Source organism: Micromonospora sp. NPDC005291 (assembly GCF_040607415.1).
Taxonomy (GTDB): Bacteria; Actinomycetota; Actinomycetes; order Mycobacteriales; family Micromonosporaceae; genus Micromonospora.
Window position 1 is genome coordinate 28,230 of record NZ_JBEXGR010000010.1, and the last position, 23,652, is coordinate 51,881.

At 71.5% G+C, this 23,652-nt stretch carries 20 protein-coding genes; 6 read left to right on the forward strand and 14 right to left on the reverse strand.

Features of this window, described 5'->3' with window-relative positions; translation table 11 throughout:
* Positions 1-155 precede the first annotated feature (155 nt).
* Positions 156-1,493, reverse strand: coding sequence for a glutamate-1-semialdehyde 2,1-aminomutase (gene hemL / locus ABZT18_RS15825; protein WP_354992744.1), 1,338 nt, complete (start codon positions 1,491-1,493; stop codon positions 156-158).
* A 164-nt stretch (positions 1,494-1,657) separates the two neighbouring features.
* Here hemL and ABZT18_RS15830 point away from each other — a divergent pair, with 164 nt between their 5' ends.
* Positions 1,658-1,993, forward strand: a complete 336-nt coding sequence (locus ABZT18_RS15830) for an STAS domain-containing protein (RefSeq protein WP_007454492.1) — start codon at positions 1,658-1,660, stop codon at positions 1,991-1,993.
* A 198-nt stretch (positions 1,994-2,191) separates the two neighbouring features.
* Here ABZT18_RS15830 and ABZT18_RS15835 read toward each other — a convergent pair whose 3' ends face one another.
* Together ABZT18_RS15835 and ABZT18_RS15840 are read right to left on the reverse strand one after the other, a co-directional pair.
* Complete coding sequence (locus tag ABZT18_RS15835) at positions 2,192-2,746, reverse strand: response regulator (protein ID WP_354992745.1); 555 nt, start codon at positions 2,744-2,746, stop codon at positions 2,192-2,194.
* Positions 2,743-7,110, reverse strand: a complete 4,368-nt coding sequence (locus ABZT18_RS15840) for a HAMP domain-containing protein (RefSeq protein ID WP_354992746.1) — start codon at positions 7,108-7,110, stop codon at positions 2,743-2,745. Before ABZT18_RS15840 ends, ABZT18_RS15835 begins: the two co-directional genes overlap by 4 nt.
* Before the next feature lie 279 nt (positions 7,111-7,389).
* Here ABZT18_RS15840 and ABZT18_RS15845 point away from each other — a divergent pair, with 279 nt between their 5' ends.
* Together ABZT18_RS15845 and ABZT18_RS15850 are read left to right on the forward strand one after the other, a co-directional pair.
* Positions 7,390-9,465, forward strand: coding sequence for a SpoIIE family protein phosphatase (locus ABZT18_RS15845; RefSeq protein ID WP_354992747.1), 2,076 nt, complete (start codon positions 7,390-7,392; stop codon positions 9,463-9,465).
* A 75-nt stretch (positions 9,466-9,540) separates the two neighbouring features.
* Complete coding sequence (locus ABZT18_RS15850) at positions 9,541-9,672, forward strand: hypothetical protein (RefSeq protein WP_354992748.1); 132 nt, start codon at positions 9,541-9,543, stop codon at positions 9,670-9,672.
* On the opposite strand, the gene ABZT18_RS15855 is transcribed toward ABZT18_RS15850, so the two are convergent.
* Positions 9,655-11,013 (reverse strand): FAD-binding oxidoreductase, encoded by a 1,359-nt coding sequence (locus ABZT18_RS15855; RefSeq protein WP_354992749.1) that lies wholly within the window; start codon positions 11,011-11,013, stop codon positions 9,655-9,657. The two genes, ABZT18_RS15850 and ABZT18_RS15855, sit on opposite strands and share 18 nt — an antisense overlap.
* Before the next feature lie 96 nt (positions 11,014-11,109).
* Here ABZT18_RS15855 and ABZT18_RS15860 point away from each other — a divergent pair, with 96 nt between their 5' ends.
* Both ABZT18_RS15860 and ABZT18_RS15865 read left to right on the forward strand, forming a co-directional pair.
* Entirely contained in the window at positions 11,110-13,206 is a 2,097-nt protein-coding gene (locus tag ABZT18_RS15860; protein WP_354992750.1) for a S9 family peptidase, read from the forward strand.
* A gap of 109 nt (positions 13,207-13,315) precedes the next feature.
* Positions 13,316-13,495 (forward strand): hypothetical protein, encoded by a 180-nt coding sequence (locus ABZT18_RS15865; RefSeq protein ID WP_354992751.1) that lies wholly within the window; start codon positions 13,316-13,318, stop codon positions 13,493-13,495.
* Between the two features lie 15 nt (positions 13,496-13,510).
* Here the strand turns inward: ABZT18_RS15865 and ABZT18_RS15870 are convergent, their stop codons facing one another.
* The 4 genes from ABZT18_RS15870 to ABZT18_RS15885 all read right to left on the reverse strand — a co-directional run bounded on the left by ABZT18_RS15870 (position 13,511) and on the right by ABZT18_RS15885 (position 17,077).
* Entirely contained in the window at positions 13,511-15,037 is a 1,527-nt protein-coding gene (locus tag ABZT18_RS15870) for an FtsX-like permease family protein (RefSeq protein WP_354992752.1), read from the reverse strand.
* Positions 15,034-15,735 carry an ABC transporter ATP-binding protein gene (locus ABZT18_RS15875; protein WP_354992753.1) on the reverse strand — a complete coding sequence of 234 codons (702 nt, stop codon included), beginning with the start codon at positions 15,733-15,735 and terminating at the stop codon, positions 15,034-15,036. Before ABZT18_RS15875 ends, ABZT18_RS15870 begins: the two co-directional genes overlap by 4 nt.
* Positions 15,732-16,268, reverse strand: coding sequence for a PadR family transcriptional regulator (locus ABZT18_RS15880; protein WP_354992754.1), 537 nt, complete (start codon positions 16,266-16,268; stop codon positions 15,732-15,734). Before ABZT18_RS15880 ends, ABZT18_RS15875 begins: the two co-directional genes overlap by 4 nt.
* A 215-nt stretch (positions 16,269-16,483) precedes the next feature.
* The gene (locus ABZT18_RS15885) at positions 16,484-17,077 is read right to left on the reverse strand and encodes a TIGR03086 family metal-binding protein (protein WP_354992755.1); all 594 of its coding nucleotides are present in this window, start codon (positions 17,075-17,077) and stop codon (positions 16,484-16,486) included.
* Positions 17,078-17,108: 31 nt separating this feature from the next.
* On the opposite strand from ABZT18_RS15885, the gene ABZT18_RS15890 reads away from it, so the two are divergent.
* Positions 17,109-17,906: an AraC family transcriptional regulator gene (locus tag ABZT18_RS15890; RefSeq protein ID WP_355251542.1), complete on the forward strand. Its 798-nt coding sequence runs from the start codon at positions 17,109-17,111 to the stop codon at positions 17,904-17,906.
* Positions 17,907-17,953: 47 nt separating this feature from the next.
* On the opposite strand, the gene ABZT18_RS15895 is transcribed toward ABZT18_RS15890, so the two are convergent.
* Genes ABZT18_RS15895 through ABZT18_RS15920 form a run of 6 tightly spaced genes read right to left on the reverse strand, consistent with a single transcriptional unit; the run spans position 17,954 to position 23,551 of the window.
* The gene (locus tag ABZT18_RS15895) at positions 17,954-19,483 is read right to left on the reverse strand and encodes a SpoIIE family protein phosphatase (protein WP_354993115.1); all 1,530 of its coding nucleotides are present in this window, start codon (positions 19,481-19,483) and stop codon (positions 17,954-17,956) included.
* A gap of 13 nt (positions 19,484-19,496) precedes the next feature.
* A complete protein-coding gene (locus ABZT18_RS15900; protein ID WP_354992757.1) occupies positions 19,497-20,858 on the reverse strand; it encodes a sensor histidine kinase in 1,362 nt (453 codons plus the stop codon).
* Positions 20,855-21,868 carry a SpoIIE family protein phosphatase gene (locus ABZT18_RS15905; protein WP_354993116.1) on the reverse strand — a complete coding sequence of 338 codons (1,014 nt, stop codon included), beginning with the start codon at positions 21,866-21,868 and terminating at the stop codon, positions 20,855-20,857. Before ABZT18_RS15905 ends, ABZT18_RS15900 begins: the two co-directional genes overlap by 4 nt.
* Complete coding sequence (locus ABZT18_RS15910; protein WP_354992758.1) at positions 21,865-22,284, reverse strand: anti-sigma regulatory factor; 420 nt, start codon at positions 22,282-22,284, stop codon at positions 21,865-21,867. Before ABZT18_RS15910 ends, ABZT18_RS15905 begins: the two co-directional genes overlap by 4 nt.
* Positions 22,281-22,691 carry an STAS domain-containing protein gene (locus ABZT18_RS15915; RefSeq protein WP_121657234.1) on the reverse strand — a complete coding sequence of 137 codons (411 nt, stop codon included), beginning with the start codon at positions 22,689-22,691 and terminating at the stop codon, positions 22,281-22,283. Before ABZT18_RS15915 ends, ABZT18_RS15910 begins: the two co-directional genes overlap by 4 nt.
* Complete coding sequence (locus ABZT18_RS15920; RefSeq protein WP_354992759.1) at positions 22,691-23,551, reverse strand: STAS domain-containing protein; 861 nt, start codon at positions 23,549-23,551, stop codon at positions 22,691-22,693. Before ABZT18_RS15920 ends, ABZT18_RS15915 begins: the two co-directional genes overlap by 1 nt.
* Positions 23,552-23,652: the final 101 nt, after the last annotated feature.

A 23,652-nucleotide genomic window follows, 5' to 3' on the forward strand; every position in this document is an offset into this window, starting at 1 on the left:
GGGGCTCGCAAAACCGGCTCACTCCTCGCGCTCACCGGACCCCCTCCGTTCGCGACTGCGGGGCTCGCAAAACCGGCTCACTCCTCGCGCTCACCGGACCCCCTCCGTTCGCGACTGCGGGGCTCGCAAAACCGGCTCACTCCTCGCGCTCACCACTACCCCCCGTGACCAGCCGCTGCCGCCGCACTCGCCGCCGTCGGCAGCGCTGCGGCGATGTGCTCCAGAGCGGCGTCGTCGATCGCCGCCGAGACAAACCACGACTCGAACGCGCTCGGCGGCAGGTAGACGCCGGCGGCGAGCATCGCGTGGAAGAACGCCTTGAACGCCGGCACCTGCTGAGTGCGGGCGCTGTCGTAGTCGACCACGTCGGCGTCGGTGAAGAAGATCGAGAACATGCTGCCCGCGTACGACAGTCGGTGTGGGACCCCGGCGGCGGCCAGCGCGTCGGAGGCCAGCTTGCCCACGACGGCGGCCGTCTCGTCGAGGCGGCGGTACAGCGCGTCGTCCGCGAGCCGCAGCGTGGCCAGGCCGGCGGCGCAGGCGAGCGGGTTACCGGAGAGCGTGCCGGCCTGGTAGACCGGGCCGGCCGGGGCGAGTCGGGCCATGATCTCGGTGCGCCCGCCGAACGCGGCGGCGGGCAGGCCACCACCCATGACCTTGCCGTACGTCCACAGGTCGGCGTCGGAGGCGTCGAGGCCATGCCACCCGGCGCGGGAGACCCGGAACCCGGTCATCACCTCGTCCACCACGAGCAGCGCGCCGTGCGCGTGCGCGATCCGGGCGAGCTGCTGGTTGAAGCCATCGCGGGGAGCGACCACGCCCATGTTGCCGGCGGCGGCCTCGGTGATCACCGCGGCGATGTGCGGACCCTCGGCGGCGAACGCCTCCTCGACGGCCCTGATGTCGTTGTACGGCAGCACGATCGTCTCGCTGGCCGTCGCGCCGGTCACGCCCGGTGAGTCGGGCAGGCCCAGGGTGGCCACGCCGGACCCGGCGGCGGCGAGCAGCGCGTCGACGTGCCCGTGGTAGCACCCGGCGAACTTCACGATCTTGGAGCGCCCGGTGAAGCCACGGGCCAACCGGACCGCCGACATGGTCGCCTCGGTGCCGGAGTTGACCAGGCGAACCTGCTCCACCGGGGTCCGCGCGACGATCTCGTCGGCCAACTCCACCTCACCAGGGGTGGGAGTGCCGAAGCTGGTGCCCCGGGCTGCGGCGGCCTGCACGGCGTCCACCACCTCCGGGTGGGCGTGCCCGAGGATCAGCGGGCCCCAGGAGCAGACCAGGTCGACGTAGCGACGGTCGTCGGCGTCGTACAGCCACGGGCCCTCGCCACGAACCATGAAGCGCGGGGTGCCGCCGACCGCCTGAAAGGCGCGCACGGGAGAGTTCACCCCGCCCGGCACGATGGCGCGGGCGCGGTCGAACAGGGCCTCGGAGGCCGGCGCTTCGGCCGGGTAACGGCCGGGTCCGGCTGGGAAGATGTCGGTCACGATGCCGCCATTGTGTCAGCGCCGAACGGCCAACCAGCAGCCACCCCGCAGTGGGGTTACCGGGCTCACCCATCGCCGGTGCCCGCCAGCAGCGGCGACACGGGCGAGGAGACGGCTCGCGGCCTCGACAGGCCGGGGCGGTCGGATCGCGCTAGGCTGACCGGGTGGATCGTGCCGAACTGTCCATCACGCTACACCGGACGGGCGACGAAGCAGTGCTGCGCCTGGCCGGTGAGATCGACATGCTCACGGCAGCGCAGCTCTCCACCGTGGTCAACGAGGTGCTGGCCGACCCGCCCCCGCGAATCGTGCTCGACCTCGGCGGCGTCACCTTCTGCGACTCGCAGGGGCTGGGCACCCTGGTCGTCCTCAGCCGCAAGGCCAGCCACGCGCAGAGCCTGCTGATGCTGACCCACGTGGGCGACTTCCTGATCCGAGTACTGGACATAACGGGCCTCCGCAGCGCCCTAATGATCCGCAACGACCAACCCACCGGCTAACACCCCACCCTCCCCGCGCCCGCCCCGCCCTCCCCGCGCCGCGCCGCCCCATGCTCGCGGCGATCTAGGGGAAATCCTCGCTAGTTGATCTCTGCGAACAGCGATTCGCCCTAGATCGGCGGGGAACGGCTTTGGCGGGGGGCGGCTTGGCGGGGGGCGGCTTGGCGGGGGGCGGCTTGGCGGGGGCGGGGGACGTACTTAGGCGGTGTTGCCCCAGCGGGCTTGCTCGATCAGATCCACCGCCCGGTTTCGGGCTTCCGGGTCGTCGGAACGGAGCAGGGTCGTCGCCTCGTCGACCGCGTCGGTGAGCCGCCGCCACTGGGTATCGCGCTCCCGGACCAGGTCAGACTGGGCGGCCAACTGCCGGGTCTTCACCCACAGCTCGACGAAGACCGACACCTTGGCCCGCAGCACCCACGGGTCGAACGGCTTGGTCAGGTAGTCCACCGCGCCCACCTGGTAGCCCCGGAGAGCGAGCTGGGCGTCCCGGTCGGCGGCGGTGAGGAAGATGATCGGCACGTGCCGGGTCCGCTCGCGGCGCTTGATGTGGCTGGCCGTCTCGAAGCCGTCCATGTCCGGCATCTGGGCGTCCAGCAGGATCACCGCGAAGTCGTCCACCAGCAGTTGCTTGAGCGCGGCCTCGCCACTCTCCACGGCCACGGACTGGACCGGCAGGCCCTGGAGGATCGCCTCCAGGGCCATCAGATTTTCCCGCCGGTCGTCCACGAGCAGCGCCTTGGCCGTCTGGGTCACGAGGTCTCCTTGGTCCGGCTGCCGCTGATCCAGGACGACATCAACTCGATCAGGTCGTCCAGGTCGACTGGCTTGGTGATGTAGTCGCTGCCCCCGGCAGCGAGCGCCGACTCGCGGTCGCCCGGCATCGCCTTCGCGGTCAGGAAGACGACCGGCAGGTCGGCGAACCGGTGGTTGCGGCGGATCTGGCGGGTGGTCTCGTAACCGTCCTGGTCGGGCATCATGGCGTCCATCAGCACGATGTCCACCTCCGGATGCTCGGCCAGCAGGCGGACACCGTCCGCCCCGTTGTCCGAGTACAGCACGGTCATCCCGTGCAGCTCCAACGCGCTGGTCAAGGCGAAGACATTGCGCACGTCGTCGTCCACGATCAGCACGGTGGCGCCGTCCAGCTGGCGGGTGACCGGAGCCTCCGGCCGCTCCGGCAGCAGCTCCAGCGGCGGCATCAGCAGCGACGACGGCAGGCCGGCGCGCTGCGGGGACGGAGACTGGGGCGCGACCACCGCGTCCGGGGCCAGCACCTGCGGTACGAACAGGGTGAAGGTCGAACCCTGACCGGGCGCGGACGACACGGTGATGGTGCCACCGATCAGCCGGGCCAGATCGCGACTGATCGACAGGCCCAGGCCGGTGCCGCCGTAGCGGCGACTGGTCGTGCCGTCTGCCTGCTGGAACGCCTCAAAGATGATCGACAACTTGTCGTCGGAGATGCCGATCCCGGTGTCGATCACGGTGAACGCGATCACCTGCTGAGCGTTGGTCAACGCCGGCACGTCGAAGACCGCGTTGTCCGCCGCCGGGGCGATCCGCAGCGTCACCGCACCGTTGTCGGTGAACTTCACCGCGTTGGAGAGCAGGTTGCGGAGGATCTGCTGCAACCGCTGCGCGTCGGTCACCAGCGCCGGCGGCAGATCCTTGCTCACCCGTACCTGGAAGTCCAGGTTCTTCTCCTCGGCCTGCGGCGCGAACGCCTGCTCGACGTAGCCGCGCAGCTCGGCGAAGCGGATCTCGGTCGGCTCGACGTCCATCCGGCCCGCCTCGATCTTGGACAGGTCGAGAATGTCGTCGATCAAACGCAGCAGGTCGGAGCCGGAACCGTGGATGGTCCGGGCGAACTCGATCTGCTTCGGGCTGAGGTTCTGCTCCGAGTTCTCCGCCAGCAGGCGGGCCAGCAGGAGCAGCGAGTTCAGCGGCGTACGCAGCTCGTGGCTCATGTTGGCCAGGAACTCCGACTTGTAGGCCGACGCCCGGGTCAGCTGCTGCGCCTTCTCCTCCAAGCCCAGCCGAGCCAGTTCGATTTCCCGGTTCTTCGTCTCGATGTTGCCCTTCTGCTCGGAAAGCAGAGTGGCCTTCTCCTCCAGCTCGGCGTTGGTGCGCTGCAACTCCGCCGACTGTTCCTGCATCTCGTGCGCCAGCCGCTGCGACTGGGCCAGCAGTTCCTCCGTACGCCGGTTGGCCTGGATGGTGTTGACCGCGATGCCGATGGTGAGCACCAGCCGCTCCAGGAACGACAGGTGCAGCTCGGAGAAGGCCGACACGCTGGCGAACTCGATCACCCCGAGCAGCTCACCCTCGAACAGCACGGGGAGCACCACCAGGTCGGACGGGGGTGTCTCGGCCAGGCCGGAGCGCAGGGTGAGCCGACTGTTCGGGGAGGCGCTGACCCGGATCGTGCGGCGGGAGAGCGCGGTCTGCCCGACCAGCCCCTCACCCGGCCCGAAGGTGACGTCGTTCCCCCGCGCCACGTACCCGTACGAGGAGGTCAGCCGTAGCCGCATGCTGCCGTCGGTGTCGTCGGCCAGGAAGAAGGCGCCGAGCTGGGCGTCGACCAGCGGCGTCACCTCCGTCATGATCATGCGGCAGACCTCGCCGAGGTCGCGCTGGCCCTGCAACAGGCCGCCGATCCGGGCCAGGTTGGAGTCCAGCCAGCCCTGCTCGGCGTTCTTCTTGGTCGTCTCCCGGAGGGTGACGATCATCTGGTTGATGTTGTCCTTCAGCTCGGCGACCTCGCCCTGCGCCTTGACCGCGATCCGCTGGGTCAGGTCGCCCCGGGTCACCGAGGTGGACACCTGGGCGATGGCACGTAGCTGCGTGGTCAACGTCGAGGCGAGCTGGTTGACGTTCTCGGTGAGGTCGCGCCAGGTGCCGGAGACACCCTTCACCTGTGCCTGACCGCCGAGCTTGCCCTCGATGCCGACCTCACGGGCGACCCGGGTCACCTCGTCGGCGAACGACGACAGCTGGTCGACCATCGTGTTGACCGTGGACTTCAGCTCCAGGATCTCGCCCTGCGCGTCGACGGTGATCTTCTGCGACAGGTCGCCCTTCGCCACCGCCGTGGTCACCGAGGCGATGTTGCGGACCTGACTGGTCAGGTTGGAGGCCATCGAGTTCACGTTGTCGGTGAGGTCCCGCCACGTGCCGCTGACGCCCTTCACCTGCGCCTGACCGCCGAGCTTGCCCTCGGTGCCCACCTCACGGGCGACCCGGGTCACCTCGTCGGCGAACGACGACAACTGGTCGACCATCGTGTTGACAGTCGACTTCAGCTCCAGGATCTCGCCCCGCGCGTCGACGGTGATCTTCTGCGACAGGTCACCCTTGGCCACCGCCGTGGAGACCTGGGCGATGTTGCGCACCTGGGCGGTCAGGTTGGAGGCCATCGAGTTGACGTTGTCGGTCAGGTCGCGCCAGGTGCCGGCAACCCCGCGTACCTGCGCCTGACCGCCGAGCTTGCCCTCGGTGCCCACCTCACGCGCGACCCGGGTCACCTCGTCCGCGAACGACGACAACTGGTCGACCATCGTGTTGACAGTCGACTTCAACTCCAGGATCTCGCCCCGCGCGTCCACCGTGATCTTCTGCGACAGGTCACCCTTCGCCACCGCCGTGGTCACCGAGGCGATGTTGCGGACCTGGCTGGTCAGGTTCGACGCCATCGAGTTGACGTTGTCGGTCAGGTCACGCCACGTGCCGGAGACGCCCTTCACCTGCGCCTGACCGCCCAGGTTGCCCTCGGTGCCCACCTCACGCGCGACCCGGGTGACCTCGTCGGCGAACGACGACAACTGGTCGACCATCGTGTTGACGGTGTTCTTCAGCTCCAGGATCTCGCCCTGGGCGTCGACGGTGATCTTCTGCGACAGGTCACCCTTGGCCACCGCCGTGGAGACCTGGGAGATGTTGCGGACCTGGCTGGTCAGGTTGCCGGCCAGCTGGTTGACGTTCTCGGTGAGGTCACGCCAGGTGCCGGAGACGCCGCGCACCTGGGCCTGACCGCCCAGCTTCCCCTCGATGCCCACCTCACGGGCCACCCGGGTCACCTCGTCGGCGAACGACGACAGCTGGTCCACCATCGTGTTGACGGTGTCCTTCAGCTCCAGGATCTCGCCCTGCGCCGCCACCGTGATCTTCTGCGACAGGTCACCACGCGCCACCGCCGTGGAAACCTGCGCGATGTTGCGGACCTGGGCGGTCAGGTTCGACGCCATCGAGTTGACGCTGTCGGTCAGGTCCTTCCAGGTGCCCGCCACGTTCGGCACCTCTGCCTGGCCGCCCAGGTTGCCCTCGGTGCCCACCTCACGCGCCACCCGGGTCACCTGCTCGGCGAAGAGCCGCAGCGTGTCGGTGAGGTAGTTCATCGTGGCGGCCAGCTCGGCGACCTCACCGCGCGCGCCAACCGTGATCTTCTGCGACAGGTCGCCCTTGGCCACCGCCGTCGCCACCTGCGAGATCGACCGCACCTGGCCGGTCAGGTTCGACGCCATGGTGTTCACCGAGTCGGTGAGGTCCTTCCAGGTGCCGGCGACGCCCCGGACGTCGGCCTGGCCGCCCAGCTTGCCCTCGGTGCCCACCTCGCGGGCCACCCGGGTCACCTCGTTCGAGAACGACGACAGCTGGTCGACCATCGTGTTCACCGTGCGCCCGATGCGCAGGTACTCACCGCGTAGCGGCCGGCCGTCGATCTCCAACGCCATGTGCTGGGACAGGTCGCCGTCCGCTACCGCCACGATCACCCGGGCGATCTCGGTGGTCGGTCGGCCCAGGTCGTCGATCAGCGAGTTGATCGCCCGCTGCCCCTCCGCCCAGGAACCGTCCAACCCCTCGTCGTCGAGCCGCTCGGTGAGCCGGCCGTCGCGACCGACGATCCGGCTGATCCGCCGCAGGTCCAGGTACTGCCGCTCCTGGAGCGAGACCACCTCGTTGAAGGCGTCCGCCACCTCACCGGCCGTGCCGGCGCGGCGGGGAAGCCGGACCTTCAGGTCGCCGCGACGGACCCGTCGCAGTGCCTCGGTCAACTCACCGAGGAGCGCCTCGTGGTCGGGCGCGGACGGATCCGCCACCGACTGCTTCGCCGTGGTCATCATTCCTCGCTCAACTCGGGGGCGCCGGTCCGTGCGGACACACCGGCACCCCATATTGTGCCCGCGCGCGCCGTGGTGCCAGGGTGTGCGACCCGCCAGGTGGCCCGGATCGCCGCCGGATCCGCCCGATCGACGCCGAACCGGCCCGGCGCGTCGTAAATCTCGCGGCGAATCCCTACTCTCCTTCCGGCGCACGAGGCCCGTGCGCTACCGCAGGTGCGCCGTCCCGGATCAGTGATCGGCTTGGCACCCGGCAGGGGGACGGTGGAGGATACGGGGGTGTCAGCCGAGGCGGGGCCCGCGACGGCCGGGGCCCGGGACGGGGCGGTCCGGCGCGTCCGCCTGCCCGCAGACCGCCGTACGCCCGCCGCCGCCCGCGCCGTGGTCCGCTCGGTGCTGACCGAGTCACACCTGGACGAGCTGGCCAACGAGGCCCTGCTGCTCACCACCGAGCTGACCACCAACGCCGTCGAACACGCCCGCACCGAGTTGGACATCGAGGTCGTCGCCGACGAGATCGGGCTGACCGTCACCGTCTCCGACTTCGCGCCCGGCTCGGGCGACGAGCTGACCGTCGGGACCCGCAACGACTCCACGGAGATCAACGAGGTCTCCGAGCGGGGTCGAGGGCTGCTGCTGGTCGACCACTTCGCCAGCCGCTGGGGCACCACGTACCTGCCCACCGGGAAGGGCGTCTGGTTCCGGCTGGACCGCCCCGGCGCCGACCCGCCGGCCGAGGGCACCGTCGGTGGCGAGTCGTCACCGGCCAGCGCCGACTCTCGTACGAGCACCGACAGCTCCGCGCCGAGCGCCAGCGCGATGAGCGAACTCATGCAAACCACCCCCGACCTGTACGCGGACGACCCGCTGCCCGACTTCGCCACCAGCCTGCTCAGCCGGGTCGCCGAGATGGTGGGCGCGGCCGGCGGCACGATCCGCCTCGACCGGGGCGACGGGCAGGGCCGCCAGGTGTTGGCCCGCTTCGGCCGACCGCCCCGCCCCGGCACTGAGCTGCTCCGGGTGCCGCTGACGGTGCACCGCCCGTACGCCGGGGAGCTGGAGTTGGACGCCGCACCGTCGGCGTACGCCCGGCCGTTGGCGGTGCTCACCGCCGAACGGCTGTCGCTGCACCTGGAGAACGACCGGCTGCGCAGGGCCGACCTTCGCCGCCAGGTGTGGCTCACCTTCCTTGCCGAGGCGAGCGAACTGCTCGCCCAGTCGTTGGACGTCGAGCTGACCATGGCGCTGGTCCCGCAGTTGGTGGTGCCGCGGCTCGGCCAGTGGTGCGCGGTGCACACCACCGACGAGTGGGGCCGGCTCAAACTGGCGGCGGCCAGCCACGCCGACGAGTCGGTGCTGCCGCAGCTGCACAAGGTGCTGGCGGAGACCGGGCCGGATTCGATCCAGGCCCGCCTGCGCGAGGCGTCCCGCAACGCGGCGCAGATCCCCCTGGGCGGGCCGATGGAGGGTTTCGCGGTCCCGCTGATCGCGCGTGGGCAGCGGCTCGGCACCCTGGCGGTGGGGCGGCACCAGCGGCACCGGCACGACCCGGACGAGATGGCGGTGTTGGAGGACGTGGCCCGGCGGGCCGCGCTGGCCATCGAGAACGCCCGGATCCACGCCGAGCGCCGCCGCGTGGCGCAGACGCTCCAGCAGTCCCTGCTCCCGCCGGTGCTGCCGCTGGTGGACGGGATCGGCTTCGCCGCCGAGTACGTCCCGACCGGTGACGACGCGGAGGTGGGGGGCGACTTCTACGACGTGGTGCCGCTGCCCGACGGGCGCTGGCTGGTGGTGATCGGTGACGTCTCGGGCAAGGGTGTCCAGGCCGCCGCGGTGACCGGGCTGGTCCGGGACGTGATCCGGGTGCTCGTCGGTGACGGCAAACCATTGCCGGAGGCGCTGGCGCGGCTCAACGAGACGCTGGTCGAGCGCGGTGGCGGGCGGTACTGCACGTTGGCACTGGCGGCGGTCGGGCCGGGTGAGGGCGACCAGCTGGACGTGTCGCTGCACCTGGCCGGCCACGACCGGCCGGTGCTGCTGGCCGCTGGGGGTGGCGCCGGGTTCGTGGGCACCGGTGGCACCGCGCTCGGTCTGCTCGACACGATCACCTCGCCGACGGCGGAGATCACGCTCGCACCGGGCGATTCGCTGATCTTCTATACCGATGGCGTCACCGAGCGGCGGCGCGGCCGGGAGCTGTTCGGCACCGACCGGCTGCGGGACGCCGCCGCGCCCCTGGCCGGGTATTCGGCCGACGTGGTGGCCGCTCGGCTGCGCGCCGCCGCGATCAACTTCTCGGTCGAGCCGCCCCGGGACGACATCGCCATCCTGGTGCTCCGCAACGACGCGCCCTGACATGCTCCGCAACGACGCGCCCTGACCGTCGCACGCGGCCCCCGGATTTCGGGTCTGCTCGGTAGATTGACGGTCATGTCGAGTGTCGCGCAGGCCACGCCGTACTCCCCGCCGGTGGTCCGTGCGTTGATCACCGCGCAGCTGGCCACCGTTGGCGTGGCTGGACTGACCGGGCGGCCGACGGTGGTGTCAGAGGCCGCCAGGTAGGCGCCCGGGGGCGAGCCGGTGCTCCGGATCGAGGTGCTCCTTGGCCGCTCGCAGTTGGGCGAGGCCGGCAAGCTCACCCCACAGGTCGACAGCCTGCCGGACCGGCGCGGGAGCGGAGACGACCACGCAGCGACCCTGCCGGGCCAGCAGCACCCCTCGGACGGCGGCCAGGATGGACGCCACCCGGTCGGGAGCCAGCGCTCCGGACAGCGCCGCGTGCACCACGCCCAGCCCGGCGGACCCTCGCACCGGCACCGGGGCGCCGGCCGCGTCGCGCAGGGCGTAGACGGCGGCGTGCAGGTCGCCGATCGGCACCTCCAGGCGCAGCGCCGTGTCGCCGGGCGCGAACGGGTAACGGCGCCACCACGTCGGCGCGGAGTGCGCGATCGTCGCCTCCCCGTGCAGCAGACCGACGAGACGCTCGGCGCGCTCGGTAACGTCGGCGGGGCCGCCCTCCAGCAGCACCACCAGGCTGCCCGCTCGCGACGGGGCACCGGCCCGGCCGGACATCGACGGATGACGCTCACGGGCGGTGGCGGCCGGGTGGCCGGGCGGGTACGGCGTGCGCGGCCGGGGCGTGCCTCCGGGCAGGTCAAGCTCGATGGCCGCCGGCTCCAGCCGGGCTGCGTGGATCGTCCGGATCAGGTCGTGCACCTCCAGCGGCGTCCACACCGGGCGGGACACCCAGAGTCGGCTCGCCGGCACCGGCTGCACCCGCAGACTTGCCGAGACCAGCACGCCGAGCGCGCCCTGGGAGCCGCAGAGCAGCCGGGCCAGGTCGAGCCCGGGCGCGCCGCCTCCGGCGCTGACCAGCTCACCGTCAGCACCGAGATAGCGGACACCGAGCAGTTGGTCACAGGGGCTGCCGTGGCGGTAGCGCAGCGGGCCGGCCTCGCCGGCGGCGAGCACCCCACCCAGGGTCGCGCCGGGTGACGGGGCGTCCATCGCCAGCCGCTGCCCGGTGCGCTCCAGTGTGGCCTGCACCGCCCGCAGCGGGGTGCCGGCCCCCACCTCGGTCACCAGCGCGCCGACCGGCTCGTGACCGATGCCGGCCAGCCGGCCGGTGTCGAGCATGATGTCGACCTGGACGGGCGTGGCACCCCAGTCGATCTTCGTGCCGGCACCCCGGGGCACCACCGCCAGGTCGTGCGCGGCGGCCAGTCGCAGCACCTCGGCGGCGGCGTGCGGGCCGCCCGGCACCGCCACCCAGCGCGCCGGCCGACCCGCCACCTCGTCGGCCGGCCCGGCCATCCGGGAGAACGGCGGGCCGCAGATCGCCGCCAACCGCCGGGTGATCTCAAGGGCTCCGGACCGGCCGAGGGAACTTGCTGCTGCCGCCATGCCGGCCATCGTACATGTGTTCGAATGCCCTCGTGGTTGCTATTGGGATGCCGCTGGTCCGGCCTACAGCGGGGGCCGGCCGGTAACGTGGCCGCCGTGACCACCGAGACTGCCCCGCCCGCGGCGAAGCGGGTGCCCAGCGAGCGCACCCACCATGGCGACACCGTCGTCGACGAGTACGCCTGGCTCGCCGCCAAGGACGACCCGGAGACGATCGCCTACCTGACCGCCGAGAACGAGTACACCGACGCGCGGACGGCACACCTGACCGCGCTGCGCGCCGAGTTGTTCGAGGAGACCCGCCGGCGCACCAGGGAGACCGACCTGTCCGTGCCGACCCGCAAGGGCGGGCACTGGTACTACACCCGGACGGTCGAGGGCCAGCAGTACGGGGTGCAGTGCCGGCGCGCGGTCCGCGACGGTGAGGTCGAGCCGCCGGTCAGCGCGGAGGGTGCCCCGCTCGACGGCGAGGAGGTGCTGCTCGACGGCAACCTGCTGGCCGAGGGGCACGACTTCTTCTCGCTGGGCGCGTTCGACGTCAGCCCCGACGGTCGCTGGCTGGCCTACTCGACCGACTTCTCCGGCGACGAGCGGTTCACCCTGCGCGTGAAGGACCTGACCACCGGCGAGTTGCTGCCGGACGAGGTTCCGGACACGTTCTACGGCACCGCCTGGTCAACCGACGCCTCGGTGCTGTTCTACGTGACGGTCGACGACGCCTGGCGGCCGAACCGGGTCTGGCGGCACACCGTCGGCTCGGCAGCCGCCGACGACGTGGTGGTCCACCAGGAGGACGACGAGCGGTTCTGGGTGGGCGTGGAGCTGACCCGGTCGGAGAAGTTCATCCTGATCGACATCCACAGCAAGATCACCAGCGAGGTGCTGGTCATCCCGGCCGGCAACCCGACCGGCGCGCCGGCCGTGATCGCACCCCGCCGCCAGGGCATCGAGTACGCGGTGGAGCATCACGGCCACCGCTTCCTGATCCTGCACAACGACGGCGCGGAGGACTTCGCGCTGGCCTTCACCTCGGCGGACGTGCCGGGCGACTGGGTGCCGCTGATCGAGCACACCCCCGGCACCCGGCTGGAGGCCGTCGACGCCTTCGCCAACCACCTGGTGGTCTCGCTGCGCACCGACGGGCTCACCGGGCTGCGGGTGTTGCCGGTGGGCAGCGACGACGGGTACGACATCGACTTCCCCGAGCCGCTGTACAGCGTCGGGCTGGACGCCAACCCGGAGTACCGCACCGGGCAGGTCCGGTTGCGCTACTCCTCGCTGATCACCCCCGACTCGGTGTACGACTTCGACCTGGTCACCCGTCAGATGGTGCTGCGCAAGCAGAAGCCGGTGCTGCCCGGTCCGGACGGGCGACCGTACGACCCGGCCGAGTACGAGCAGCACCGTGACTGGGCGCTCGCCGACGACGGCACCCGCGTGCCGATCTCACTGGTCTGCCGCGTCGGCACGCCCCGGGACGGCTCGGCGCCCTGCGAGCTGTACGGCTACGGCTCGTACGAGGCCAGCATGGACCCGTGGTTCTCGGTGGCCCGGCTGTCCCTGCTGGACCGGGGCGTGGTCTTCGCGGTGGCGCACACCCGGGGCGGCGGTGAGCTGGGCCGGCGCTGGTACGACCAGGGCAAGCTGCTGGCCAAGAAGAACACCTTCACCGACTTCGTCGCCTGCGCCCGGCACCTGGTCAAGGCCGGCTGGACGGCCAGTGACCGGCTGGTCGCCCGGGGCGCTTCGGCCGGCGGCCTGCTGATGGGTGCGGTGGCCAACCTCGCCCCGGACGCGTTCACCGGGATCGTGGCGCAGGTGCCGTTCGTGGACGCGCTCACGTCGATCCTCGACCCGTCGCTGCCGCTGACCGTCACCGAATGGGAGGAGTGGGGCAACCCACTGGAAGACCCCGAGGTGTACGCGTACATGAAGTCCTACACGCCGTACGAGAACGTGGCCGCGGTGGACTACCCGGCGATCCTCGCGGTGACCAGCCTCAACGACACGCGGGTGCTCTACTCGGAGCCGGCGAAGTGGGTCGCACGGCTGCGGGCGGTCGCCCCGGGCGGCGACTACCTGCTCAAGACCGAGATGGGCGCCGGGCACGGTGGCCCGAGCGGTCGCTACGACGCCTGGCGCGAGGAGGCGTTCATCAACGCCTGGATCCTGGACCGTATCGGCCGCGCCTGACCCGTCAGGTGTGCATGATCGCGCTCGATCCTGGAAGTAGTGGCCTCGGTCGTCCGTCGAGGCCACTACTTCCAAGGAACTGCGCGATCAACCCACCTAGACTTCCGGCGTGAACGACGAGGCCGGCGATCGGGACGGATCGGGGACCGACAAGCCGGGTGCGGCCCGCCGCATGTCCGGGTGGATGATCCTCGGGGTGGTCGCCGCCGCGCTGCTCGTCTGCTGCTGCTCCGCAGCCGTCGGCCTGTTGATCTCCTGGTCCGCCGGCCTCTTCCACGCCCCCACCTGACCAGTCCACCTGTGCTCAGGTCGTGCGCAGCTCGTCCAGCGCCGTGCTGGCGCGCAGGAAGAGCAGGCCGATGCCGACCGTCACCAGCACCGCGACCAACGCACCGGCGCCGAGCCAGGCCAACTGCTCCAGGGGTACGGGGATGGCTCGCACAATCTCGGGGGTGTAGACGATACGGGTGTACTGGTCGCGGGTCGCCGGGTCGTCACACAGCGCGGCCGTGGCCTCGCAGATCTCCCTCGACGATACGCCCGTCGACACCTCCCGGAAGAGCCCTTGGCCGAGCAGCGTGCCCACGGTGAGCGCGAGCAGGATCGCCGGCACCGCCGGGGCCAACGCCTGCCAGGCCACCGAACGGCTCAGCGTGGCGCGGGGCACCCCGGTGGCGACCAGCGCGGCGTACGCGCGCCGACGGGCGACGATCCCCTCGACCAGCGCGACGATCAGCCCGCCCGCCGCGATCAGGATGGCCACCGCGACCGCCGCTTCGACCAGATCCATGGTGGACAGGTAGAACGGGTCGGCGCCACCCCCGTCCACCCCGGCGAGCCGACTCTGCTCCCGGTCGAGCTGATCCTGGGTCGCGAAGTAGGCGCGCTGCGCGGCCGCCCCGCCACCGAAGATCAGGGCCGCGAGCAGTGCCGCGAACGTGCGGCTGCCCGCCCACGGGTCGGCCATCAGCCGGCCCGCCGCGAGCAGGGCCGCGGGACGGCGGGCGTGCCGACGCATCAACCGCCCGCAGGTGTACGAGATCCAGCCGGTGCCGATCACCACCCCGATCATCGCCGCGAGCCCACCCGCCACGTACAACAGCGGCACCAGCCAGCCCAGCACATCATCGTTGCCGTCCACGCTGTACATCACCGGACGGACCACTGCGAACGAGGCCACGCCCAGCCCGATCAGGAGCCCGGCCCACGGCCGCGGACCACGCTCGCGGACGGCCCTGCGGCTGACCCCGAGCGGGCTCATGGTGACCGTACGCAGCATCAGGGCAGTGGCCAGTGCCGCGACGACCGGCAGACCAAGCACCACCGCGGCCAGTGCGCCGGTCGACGGCAGCACATCGGTGGGCAGGGCCAGTTGACCGCGCTCGTCCGGTCGGTGCAGCAACTCGCGACCGACCAGGTAGGCGCCCAGCCCGACGAGCGTGCCAAGCAGGGCGGCCACGCCGGTCTCCAGCACCACCAGCCGGGTGACCTGGCCGGGGGTGGCGCCGGCCAGCCGGAGCGCGGCCAGCCGGCGGTCCCGCGCTGGCGCGCCGAGCCGGGCGCACTGGCCGGCGAGCGCCAGCACCGGGATCATCAGCATCACCAGCGCGAACGCGGTCCCGCCCCGCAACCCGGGCTCCCGCAGCAACGCGTTGCGGTACTGCTCGGACTGCGCCCAGGCGTCACCGGCCGGTTTCTCGATGGCCAGCACGGTGAGCGCCGCGAGCCCGGCCAGGGTCGCCAGCAGGGCGCTGAGCGCGGTGAGCACCACCCGGGCGGTGTCGGTGCGGGTGCCGGCCAGCGCGAGCCGGACCAGCGTTGCCGGTCTCACCGGGCGCCGCCGGCCAGCGGCACATCGAGCCCCAGGCCGGTGTGGTCCACCAGGCCGTCGCGCAGCACGATCTCCCGATCGGCGTACGCGGCGATCCGCGGCTCGTGGGTGACCAGCACGACGGCGGTGTGCTGCTCACGGGCGAGCCGGACCAGCTGGGTGAGCACCTGCTCGCCGGTGAGCGTGTCCAGCGCACCGGTCGGCTCGTCGGCGAAGAGCACCCAGGGCTCGGTGACCAGCGCCCGAGCCGTGGCGCACCGCTGCTGCTGACCGCCGGACATCTCACCCGGCCGGAGGTCGGCCAGCTCCGCCACGCCGAACCGCTCCAGCCAGGTGAGCGCCGCCGTCCGCGCCTCTCGCCGCCCCGTGCCGGCGAGAAGCAGGGGCAGGGCGACGTTCTCCGCGGCGGTCAACTCGGCGACCAGCTGGCCGAACTGGAACAGCACCCCGAACTCGGTGCGCCGTAGCCGGGAACGGGCCGCCTCCGACCAGGTGTCGATGCGGTGCCCGCGCCAGGTGACCTCGCCGACGTCCGGCCGGAGGATCCCGGCCAGGCAGTGCAGCAGGGTCGACTTGCCGCAGCCGCTCGGACCGGTGACGGCGACGATCTCGCCCTCGGCCACGTCGAGCGTCACACCGCGCAGCGCGGGTGTCGGGCCATACGCCCGAACCACGCCGCGAGCCTGGAGTTGCGTCACGGATGCACCTCCCGGTGCCAGTCGGCGACCCGGCCCAGGGTGGCGTGCAGCCACCGCAGATCCGCGTCGAGGTGGGCGATCGCGAAGTCGGCGGCGACCACGTCGCTGAGGGTGGCCGCCGGGTCGGTCTTGACCGCGGTCAGCTCACGCAGCCGCGCGGTGTGCGCGGTGCGCTGGGCGATCAGGTAGGACCGGGCCCGGTCGACGTCGGCGACCAGGAGCGCCACCACGACCTTGGCGAAGAGCGTGCTGGCCACGTATGGCATGGGTGGTTCCACGGTGGAGAGCCACTGGTCCAATGTGGCCCGCCCCTCGCCGGTCAGCGCGTACGCCGTGCGATCCGGCCCGGCCGCGCGGCCCTGCCCGGCGGCGGCCACCAGGCCGTCGCGTTCCAGGCGGCCGAGAGTGGCATAGACCTGCCCGAAGGCCAGTGGTCGAGCCCGGGGCAGCCGCTCGTCATGCGCACGCTTGAGCTCATAGCCGTGCCGGCTCCCACCAGCCAACAGCCCAAGCAAGACATGCGGCGTAGACACGCAGCCCACTATTCACTGAGCGAATACCCAAGTCAACAACCACCCACCCCCACCCCCTCCCTGTTGATCATGAAGTTATTGCCACGACACGCCGGGCGGGCGCGCAATAACTTCATGATCAACGGGGGCGGGGGGCCGGTCAGGGGGCGGGGGGCCGGTCAGGGGGCGGGGGGCCGGTCAGGGGGCGGGGGGCCGGTCAGGGGGCGGGGGGCCGGTCAGGGGGTGGGGGTGGGCCAGGTTGGGGTGCGGCCGGTTTGGGACAGGAGGTGGGCCAGGTCGGGGGTGGTGGAGGTGGGAGCTGGGGTGGTTGGGGTTGGTACTGGTTCGGCGAAGACGCCCATCTTGCGGGCGTTGGGGCCCAACTGCTCCACCAGCCCGTGCAACTCGGCCACCGCCTCCGGGGCCGGCTGGTAGGGCTGGCCCGTGGCGACGGCGAGATCCCAGCCGTGCACGGTCAGGTCCAGCAGAGCCATGCCGCCGATGACGGCCTGCGGCATGCCCATACCCGGGGACACCCCCTCCAGGGTGGACGGGTCCGACCAGGCGGCGACCAACCGGCCGGTCTCCGCCTCGAACCGGTCCCGCCAGCCGTCGTCCAGGTGGTCGGGCTTCTCGGCCCACTCCACCTGTCGCTTCACGGCCAGATCCTGGAAGTTGACCACCACCTCGAAAAGGTGATTGAGCAGGTCACGGACCACGTAGTCGTGGCAGGGAGTGGGCAGGTCGAGCTGGTCGTCGGCGATGCCACGCACCACATCGACGGTTCGCGGCGCGGCAGCCGCCAGCAGGTCGCTAGTCTGAGTGGTCATAGGGCCAGCGTATGAGGGTGGTCTTGAAAGAATGCGACAGCGACCGCGTGGCGACAGTCGGGGAATTCTCGACCCCGGGCGCATGCTGCGCGAGGTTCGCTTTCGTCGGCACCTGCCGGTGGAGTCGCTACGCCCGTGGGTCGAGCACTACTGGTTGATCGACTGGGTGTTGAGCACACCGTTCGAGCAGCGGGTCGTGCCGCACCCGGCGGTGAACGTGGTGTTCCGGCGTGACGGCGACGGGCCCGAGTCCGGCGAGGTGGCCGGGGTGGGCCGCGATCTGTTCCGGATCACGCTGACCGGCACCGGCCGGGTGTGTGGGGTGCAGTTCCGCCCCGGTGGCTTCCACGCGTTCTGGCGGCAGCCGGTCACCGAACTGACCGGGCGCCGGGTGCCGCTGCCCACCGGCCGGCTGACACTCCCCGACTTCCCGGTGTGCGCGGGCACCGACGACGAGCGCTGCCGCGCGTTGGACACCCTGCTCACCGCCTGGAAACCGGAGCCGGACCCGATGGCCGACGAGGCGGTCCGGCTGGCCGAGGCGATCCGTACCGACCGGTCGGTGCTGCGCGTCGACGACTTCGCCGCGCGGCACGACCTTCCGGTCCGCCGATTGCAGCGGCTCTTCACGGAGTACGTGGGGGTCGGGCCGAAGTGGGTGATCCGCCGCTACCGGCTCCAGGAGGCCGTCGAACAGGCAGCCGGTGGCCCGCTGAACTGGGCGGACCTCGCCGCCGACCTTGGCTACAGCGATCAGGCCCACCTGGTTCGCGACTTCACCGCCGTCGCCGGGGTGTCACCAGCCGCGTACGCCCGCTCGGTGCACTGACGCCGGCCACGCGCTGACGCCAGCCACGCGCTGCGGCCGACACCGGCTCAGCGGCGGCGCAGCACGACCACCGCGACGTCGTCCTGGATCTCCGGCGGGGCCAGCTCCACCAGCAGTCGGGCGCAGAAACGGTCCAGGTCGTCGTCGACCGTGACGGCGAGCGCGGCGAGCGCGGCCATCCCCTCGTCGATGGTGGCGTCCCGTCGCTCGATCAGCCCGTCGGTATAGAAGACCAGCGTGGCCCCGGCCGGCAGCACGAACTCCAGGTCGGCCGGGCGAGGCGCACGGACGCCGAGTAACGGCGCCGAGTGCTGCACGAATTCGACCTTGCCGTCCATTGTGAGCACCGGTGGCAGATGCCCCGCGCTGGCCAGCCGGACCCGCCCGGTCGACGGGTGCAGCAGCAGTACGCAGAGCGTGGCCAGCTCGTTGGGCAGCAGTGTCCGCATCAGCTCGTTGACCCGGTGCAGGATCTCGCCGGGCTGGTGGCCCTCGACCGCGTACGCCCGCACCGCGTGCCGCAGCTCGGCCATCACGGTCGCGGCGTGCAGCGAGTGGCCGGCCACATCGCCGATCGCCAGCAGCAGGTGCCCGTCGAGCATCACCAGCTCGTAGAAGTCGCCGCCCACCTCGGTCTGCGCGCTGGCCGGCTCGTAGCGCACCGCGAGATCCAGCCCAACCACGTTGGGCAGCCCACGCGGGAGCAGGCTGCGCTGAAGGGTGACCGCGATCCGGTGCTCCTCGTCGAACGAGCGCTGCCCCTCCACCGCCGCCGCCACCGCCTGGGCGAGCTGCACCAGCACCGGGGTCCGAGCGGTCTGGGTGGCGGTCGGAACCACCACGTACAGCGGGGCCCGGTCTTCCCGCAGCCGAGCGGCGGCAACGGTCACCGAGTCGTCCGCCGGCCAGTCGACCAGCGCCCAGCTCGCCGGGGTCTGCACCCGGACCGTGGCGCCGGTCGGCACCCCGGTGTCGTCGACGACCCACGGCACCACCGCGGCCTCCGCGCCCGGACCGGCGCAGATCCCCGCGAGACAGTCACCGTCGAACGTCTCGGCGATCACCGCCGCCGGGCTCTTGAAGATCTGCGCGGCACCCTCGGCGGCGGCTTCCAGCAGGCGTACGAAGGTGGGCGCGGCGTGCACCGCCACGGTCGTGTCGGCCAGCCCGAGCAGTCGCTCGGCGAGCAGTTCGGCGCGCTGCCGTGCCTGGTAGTAGCGCAACACCGCCCGCGTGGTGGCGATCAGCTCCTCCGGCTCGATCGGCTCGGTCAGGTACGCGTCCGCACCCCGGGTCAGCCCCTGAGCGCGGTCGGCCACGTCCACCGCGTGCGCCGACACGTGGATCACCGGCATCGCCGGATGCCGTGCCTTGATCTGTTCGCAGACCTCGTAGCCGCTGAGGTCGGGCAGCCGGACGTCGAGCACGACCAGGTCGATGCGGTCCACCTCGACCCGGGCCAGCGCGTCCGCGCCGTTCTCCGCCTCCAGCACGGTGAACCCGGCCCGGGTCAGCCAGCTGACCAGCAGGTAACGCTTGGTACGACTGTCATCGACCACCAGGATGGTCGCCGGCATGCCCTCCACGCCGTCACACCCGGTCTGTCGGTAGGGAGACTGTGAAGGTGCTGCCCCGGCCCGGCTCGCTGGTCAGCTTCAGCGTCCCGCCGAGCAGCGTCACCAACCGCCGGGCGTACGGCAGGCCGAGGCCGGTGCCGCCGACCCGGGTCGCGCCCGGCACCTGATAGAACTCCTCGAAGATCCGCTCGCGCAGGTCGGCAGCGATGCCGGGCCCGGTGTCACTGACTTCGAAGTTCCACCGGTCGTCGTGCTGGCGGGCCCGCAGCCGCACCTCGCCGCGCTCGGTGAACTTCAACCCGTTGTGCAGCAGGTTGCGCAGCACCTGCCCGAGTAGCACCTCGTCGGTGCGCAGCACGGCCGGCGCGGTCGGCTCCTCCACCACCAGCTCCACCTCAGGGCGGGTGGCCAGCGCGCGCAACGTGCCGCGCAGTTGACCGAAGACCGGGCGCAGGTCGACGTCCGCCAGGTCGGGCTCGATCCGGCCGGACTCCGCCTTGGCCAGGTCCAACAGTTCGTTTACCAGCCCGAGCAGGTCCGCGGCGGAGGAGCGGATCAGGCCGACCTGGCGGGCCTGCTCGGCGGTGAGCGGGTCGGAGGCGGAGTCGGAGAGCAGCCGCGCCAACCCGATGATCGCGGTGACCGGGGCGCGCAGCTCGTGGCTCACGTTGGCCAGGAACCGGCTCTTCGACTCGCTCGCCGCGCGCAGCTGGGCCGACTTCCCGTCCAACTCGGCGTACAGGGCGACGACGCCCCGGTTGGTCTCCTCCAACTCCTCGGTGAGCTGGTTGTAGAGCGCCAGCACACCGCGGTTGGTCTCGGCCAGCTCGTCGTTCAGCACGGCCAGCTCGTCGCGCTGGCTGCGCACCTCGTCGAGTGCCGCGATGAGCTGCCCGTTCTGCGCGGTCAACTCGTCCAACGCACTGGCCGGCGCGGTGCGGCCGAGTTCGATACGGAACTCGGCGAGCCGCTCCGGGGTCGGCATCGGCGCGTTGGCCGGGACTCGTCGGGACATCCTCACGACCGTAACCCCGCCGACGGTCGACACGCTCAACGTGTCGACCAGTCGGGACACCGCGCCGGACTGCGGCTGGTAGCGACCGTCCGGCAGCGGGGCCACCGGGGCCAGGTCGGCGCGCAGGTGGAACCTGCCGTCGGCACCCGCGTCGACGTGGAAGGAAACGTCCGCGCCCGCGGCCGTCCGCAGCAGATCCCGTGCCACCTCGCTGAGCGCGGTGGCGATCCGAACCTGGTCCTGGTGTTCCAGGCCGACCACCGCGGCCACCTCGCGGCCGCGTTGGCGGATCACGAAGATGTCCTGTTCGACTCGCAGCGCCATCTGCAGCAGCGGCAGCGCGGCCGACTCCCCGGTCATGCCCAGGACCTCGCCACCAGTACGCAGGCGTCGTCGCGTCGCACACCGGCGTCGCGCAGGAGGGTCGCCGCCATCACCAGTGGGGATCGCTCCGCCAGGCCCGGGTAGTCGGTCAACCGCCAACGGTCGACCACGCCATCGCTGTGCATCACCAGCCGGGCACCCGGACCGAACGGGTAGTCGTACTCCCGGATTGTCGGCCGTTGGTGGCCGGCGATGCCGGGCAGCGACACCAGCCCTCGACGCCGGCCGTCGCCCTCGACGACCACGCCGGAGATGTTGCCCAGGCCGGCGTAGTGCAGCACACCGGCCGCCGGCACCAGCTCGGCGACCGCGAGCGCGGAGCCACGGGTGTGCGACATGCTCCGGTGCAGGTGACCGACCACTGCCGCGGGTGGGCCGGCCGGAGCGTTGCGGAACGCGGCCAGCGCCGCCTCGGTGGCGGCGGCTGCCAGCGGGCCGTGCCCCAGCCCGTCGCTGACCAGCACCTGGTGCCGGCCCTCGGCGACCCGGACGGCGTACCCGTCGCCGCTGACCGTTTCGCCGGTCAGCGGCCGGGACAGCGCCTCGGCCCAGGACGGCTGTGCCGGCTCCGCCGGCCAGACCTGCACGGCGAGGACGGTGCCACGGCCGGGCAGGGAGTATCCGTCGAACCAGCTGGCCTGCCGCACGATGGCACCCAGGCCGATGCCGAGCGTGCCGGTGGTGGAGTGCCCGTCCTGGGACGAGACGGTCAGATCGGCCATGCCGGGCCCGGAGTCGATGGCCACCAACTCCACGCCGGCTTCCCCGGCGCGACGTACCGGCCGGAGCAGCAGGACGCCCTCGTCGGCGTGCTTGACCAGGTTGCTGGTCAGCTCGGCGGCGACGATGGCCAGGTCGGCGATGCGTGCCTCACCGATCGCCACCTGCGCACCGAGGCGTTCGGCGGCGCGCCGGACGGCGCTCGTCGCGCTACCGGCCTCCACCCGAAACCAGATGCCACTGTCGGTGACCGGGTCGCCATTCACCGGGACCACTTGGTGACCGTGATGCGCGTGCCGGTCTCCGGAGACGTCTCGATCTCGAAATCGTCGACCAGTCGGCGGGACCCGCTGAGCCCGAGGCCGAGGCCGCCGCCGGTCGTGTAGCCGTCGGTCAGGGCCAGGTCGAGGTCGGCGATGCCCGGCCCGGAGTCGGTGAAGACGATCCGTACGCCCTTACGTCGGCCGCTGTCCATGATCGTCACCTCTACCGAGCCGCCGCCGCCGTACACCAGGGTGTTGCGGGCCAGCTCGCTCGCCGCGGTGACCACCTTGGTCTGGTCGACGAGTGACAGCTTGACGGCGACCGCCACCGTACGGACCAACTGCCGGACACGCACCACGTCCTGGTCGCTCTGGATCGCCTGCGCCTGCGGGTGGCCCAAGTCGATGCCCGCGGTCACGGCGTGGCCGTCTCGGCGTCCGGATCGTCGTCGAGCTGGTAGTCGAGCTCGTCGGCGCGGGCCGCCGCGATCAGCTCCATGCCGCGCTCGACGTTCAGCGCGGTACGGATGCCGTTCAGCGACAGCCCCAGTTCGACAAGGGTGATGGCGACGGCGGGGCGCATGCCGACCACCACCGTCTCCGCGTCGAGCACCTTGGAGATCGACGCGATGGTGGAGAGCATCCGCCCGACGAAGGAGTCGACGATGTCCAGCGCGGTGATGTCGATGATGACGCCGTGGCAGCCGGTGGCCACGATCCGCTCGGCGAGGTCCTCCTGGAGCGCGACCGCGGTCTGGTCGGACATGTCGAGCTGGATGGAGACGAGCAGGATGTCACCGATCTTGAGGATCGGAACCCGTTCCATCAGGCATCCCGGCGTGGCTGTCGGCGGGCGTTCTCCACGCCGGCCGACCGCAGCACGTGGCGCAGCGCGTCGGCGAGGGTCGCCTTGGTGGCGATGTCGCCGAACTCGATGCCGAGCGCGACGATGGTCTGCGCGATCTGCGGGCGGATGCCGGAGATGATGCAGTCGGCACCCATCAAGCGGGCGGCCACCACGGTCTTCAGGATGTGCTGGGCGACCTGGGTGTCCACTGCCGGAACGCCGGTGATGTCGATGATCGCGTACGGAGAGCCGGTGTCGACCAGGGTCTGCAGCAGCCGCTCCATCACCACCTGGGCCCGAGCCGAGTCCAGGGTGCCGACCAGCGGAACAGCGACCACGCCCTCCCAGAGCTTGACCACCGGCGTGGAGAGCTCGAGCAGCTGCTCGGCCTGATCGGCGATCAGGCTCTCCCGGGTGCGCACGAAGCTCTCGAAGGTGAACAGGCCCATCTCGTCGATCAGCCTGGAGAAGGCGACGTAGTCGTGCAGCGCGTTGGCGCCGCCGGCCTCCTGCACCAGCTCGGCCAGCACGTCCTTCAGCGCGAAGACGCTGATCGTGGTCTCGGTGGCAGAGAAGCCCTGCCGGGCCCGACCACGGGACAACTCGGAGAGCGCGGCCCGCAACTCGGCCGCGTTGTCGGCGGTCAGGTCGATGTCGCCCTGCTTGCCGGTGACGACGATGGCGCCGTGCAGATCCTGGACCTGCCGGCGCAGCTCGGCCTGGCTCAGTCGGCCCCGCAACGAACTGGTGACGATCTCGGTCCACCGGGTCGTGACCCGGTCGGCCTTCCCGCCGAGCAGCGCGACGAGTCGACCACTTTCCTCGGTGCTCAACGCCATTTCGAACCCCCTTGACCTGGACCGGGCGGACTCTATCACCGGGGACTGACCGACTACTTGCCCCGTAGCAACGGAATGATGATGGCCACCGGATCACGGCT

Bases quoted from the DNA above. Each gene is read 5' to 3' on its own strand.
- ABZT18_RS15885 (WP_354992755.1), bottom strand. From the start codon at position 17,077: ATGACCACTCAGACTAGCGACCTGCTGGCGGCTGCCGCGCCGCGAACC.
- ABZT18_RS15840 (WP_354992746.1), bottom strand. From the start codon at position 7,110: ATGACCACGGCGAAGCAGTCGGTGGCGGATCCGTCCGCGCCCGACCAC.
- ABZT18_RS15890 (WP_355251542.1), top strand. From the start codon at position 17,109: ATGCGACAGCGACCGCGTGGCGACAGTCGGGGAATTCTCGACCCCGGG.
- ABZT18_RS15915 (WP_121657234.1), bottom strand. From the start codon at position 22,691: ATGGAACGGGTTCCGATCCTCAAGATCGGTGACATCCTGCTCGTCTCC.
- ABZT18_RS15850 (WP_354992748.1), top strand. From the start codon at position 9,541: ATGTCGAGTGTCGCGCAGGCCACGCCGTACTCCCCGCCGGTGGTCCGT.
- ABZT18_RS15895 (WP_354993115.1), bottom strand. From the start codon at position 19,483: ATGCCGGCGACCATCCTGGTGGTCGATGACAGTCGTACCAAGCGTTAC.
- ABZT18_RS15900 (WP_354992757.1), bottom strand. From the start codon at position 20,858: ATGACCGGGGAGTCGGCCGCGCTGCCGCTGCTGCAGATGGCGCTGCGA.
- ABZT18_RS15855 (WP_354992749.1), bottom strand. From the start codon at position 11,013: ATGGCGGCAGCAGCAAGTTCCCTCGGCCGGTCCGGAGCCCTTGAGATC.
- ABZT18_RS15920 (WP_354992759.1), bottom strand. From the start codon at position 23,551: ATGGCGTTGAGCACCGAGGAAAGTGGTCGACTCGTCGCGCTGCTCGGC.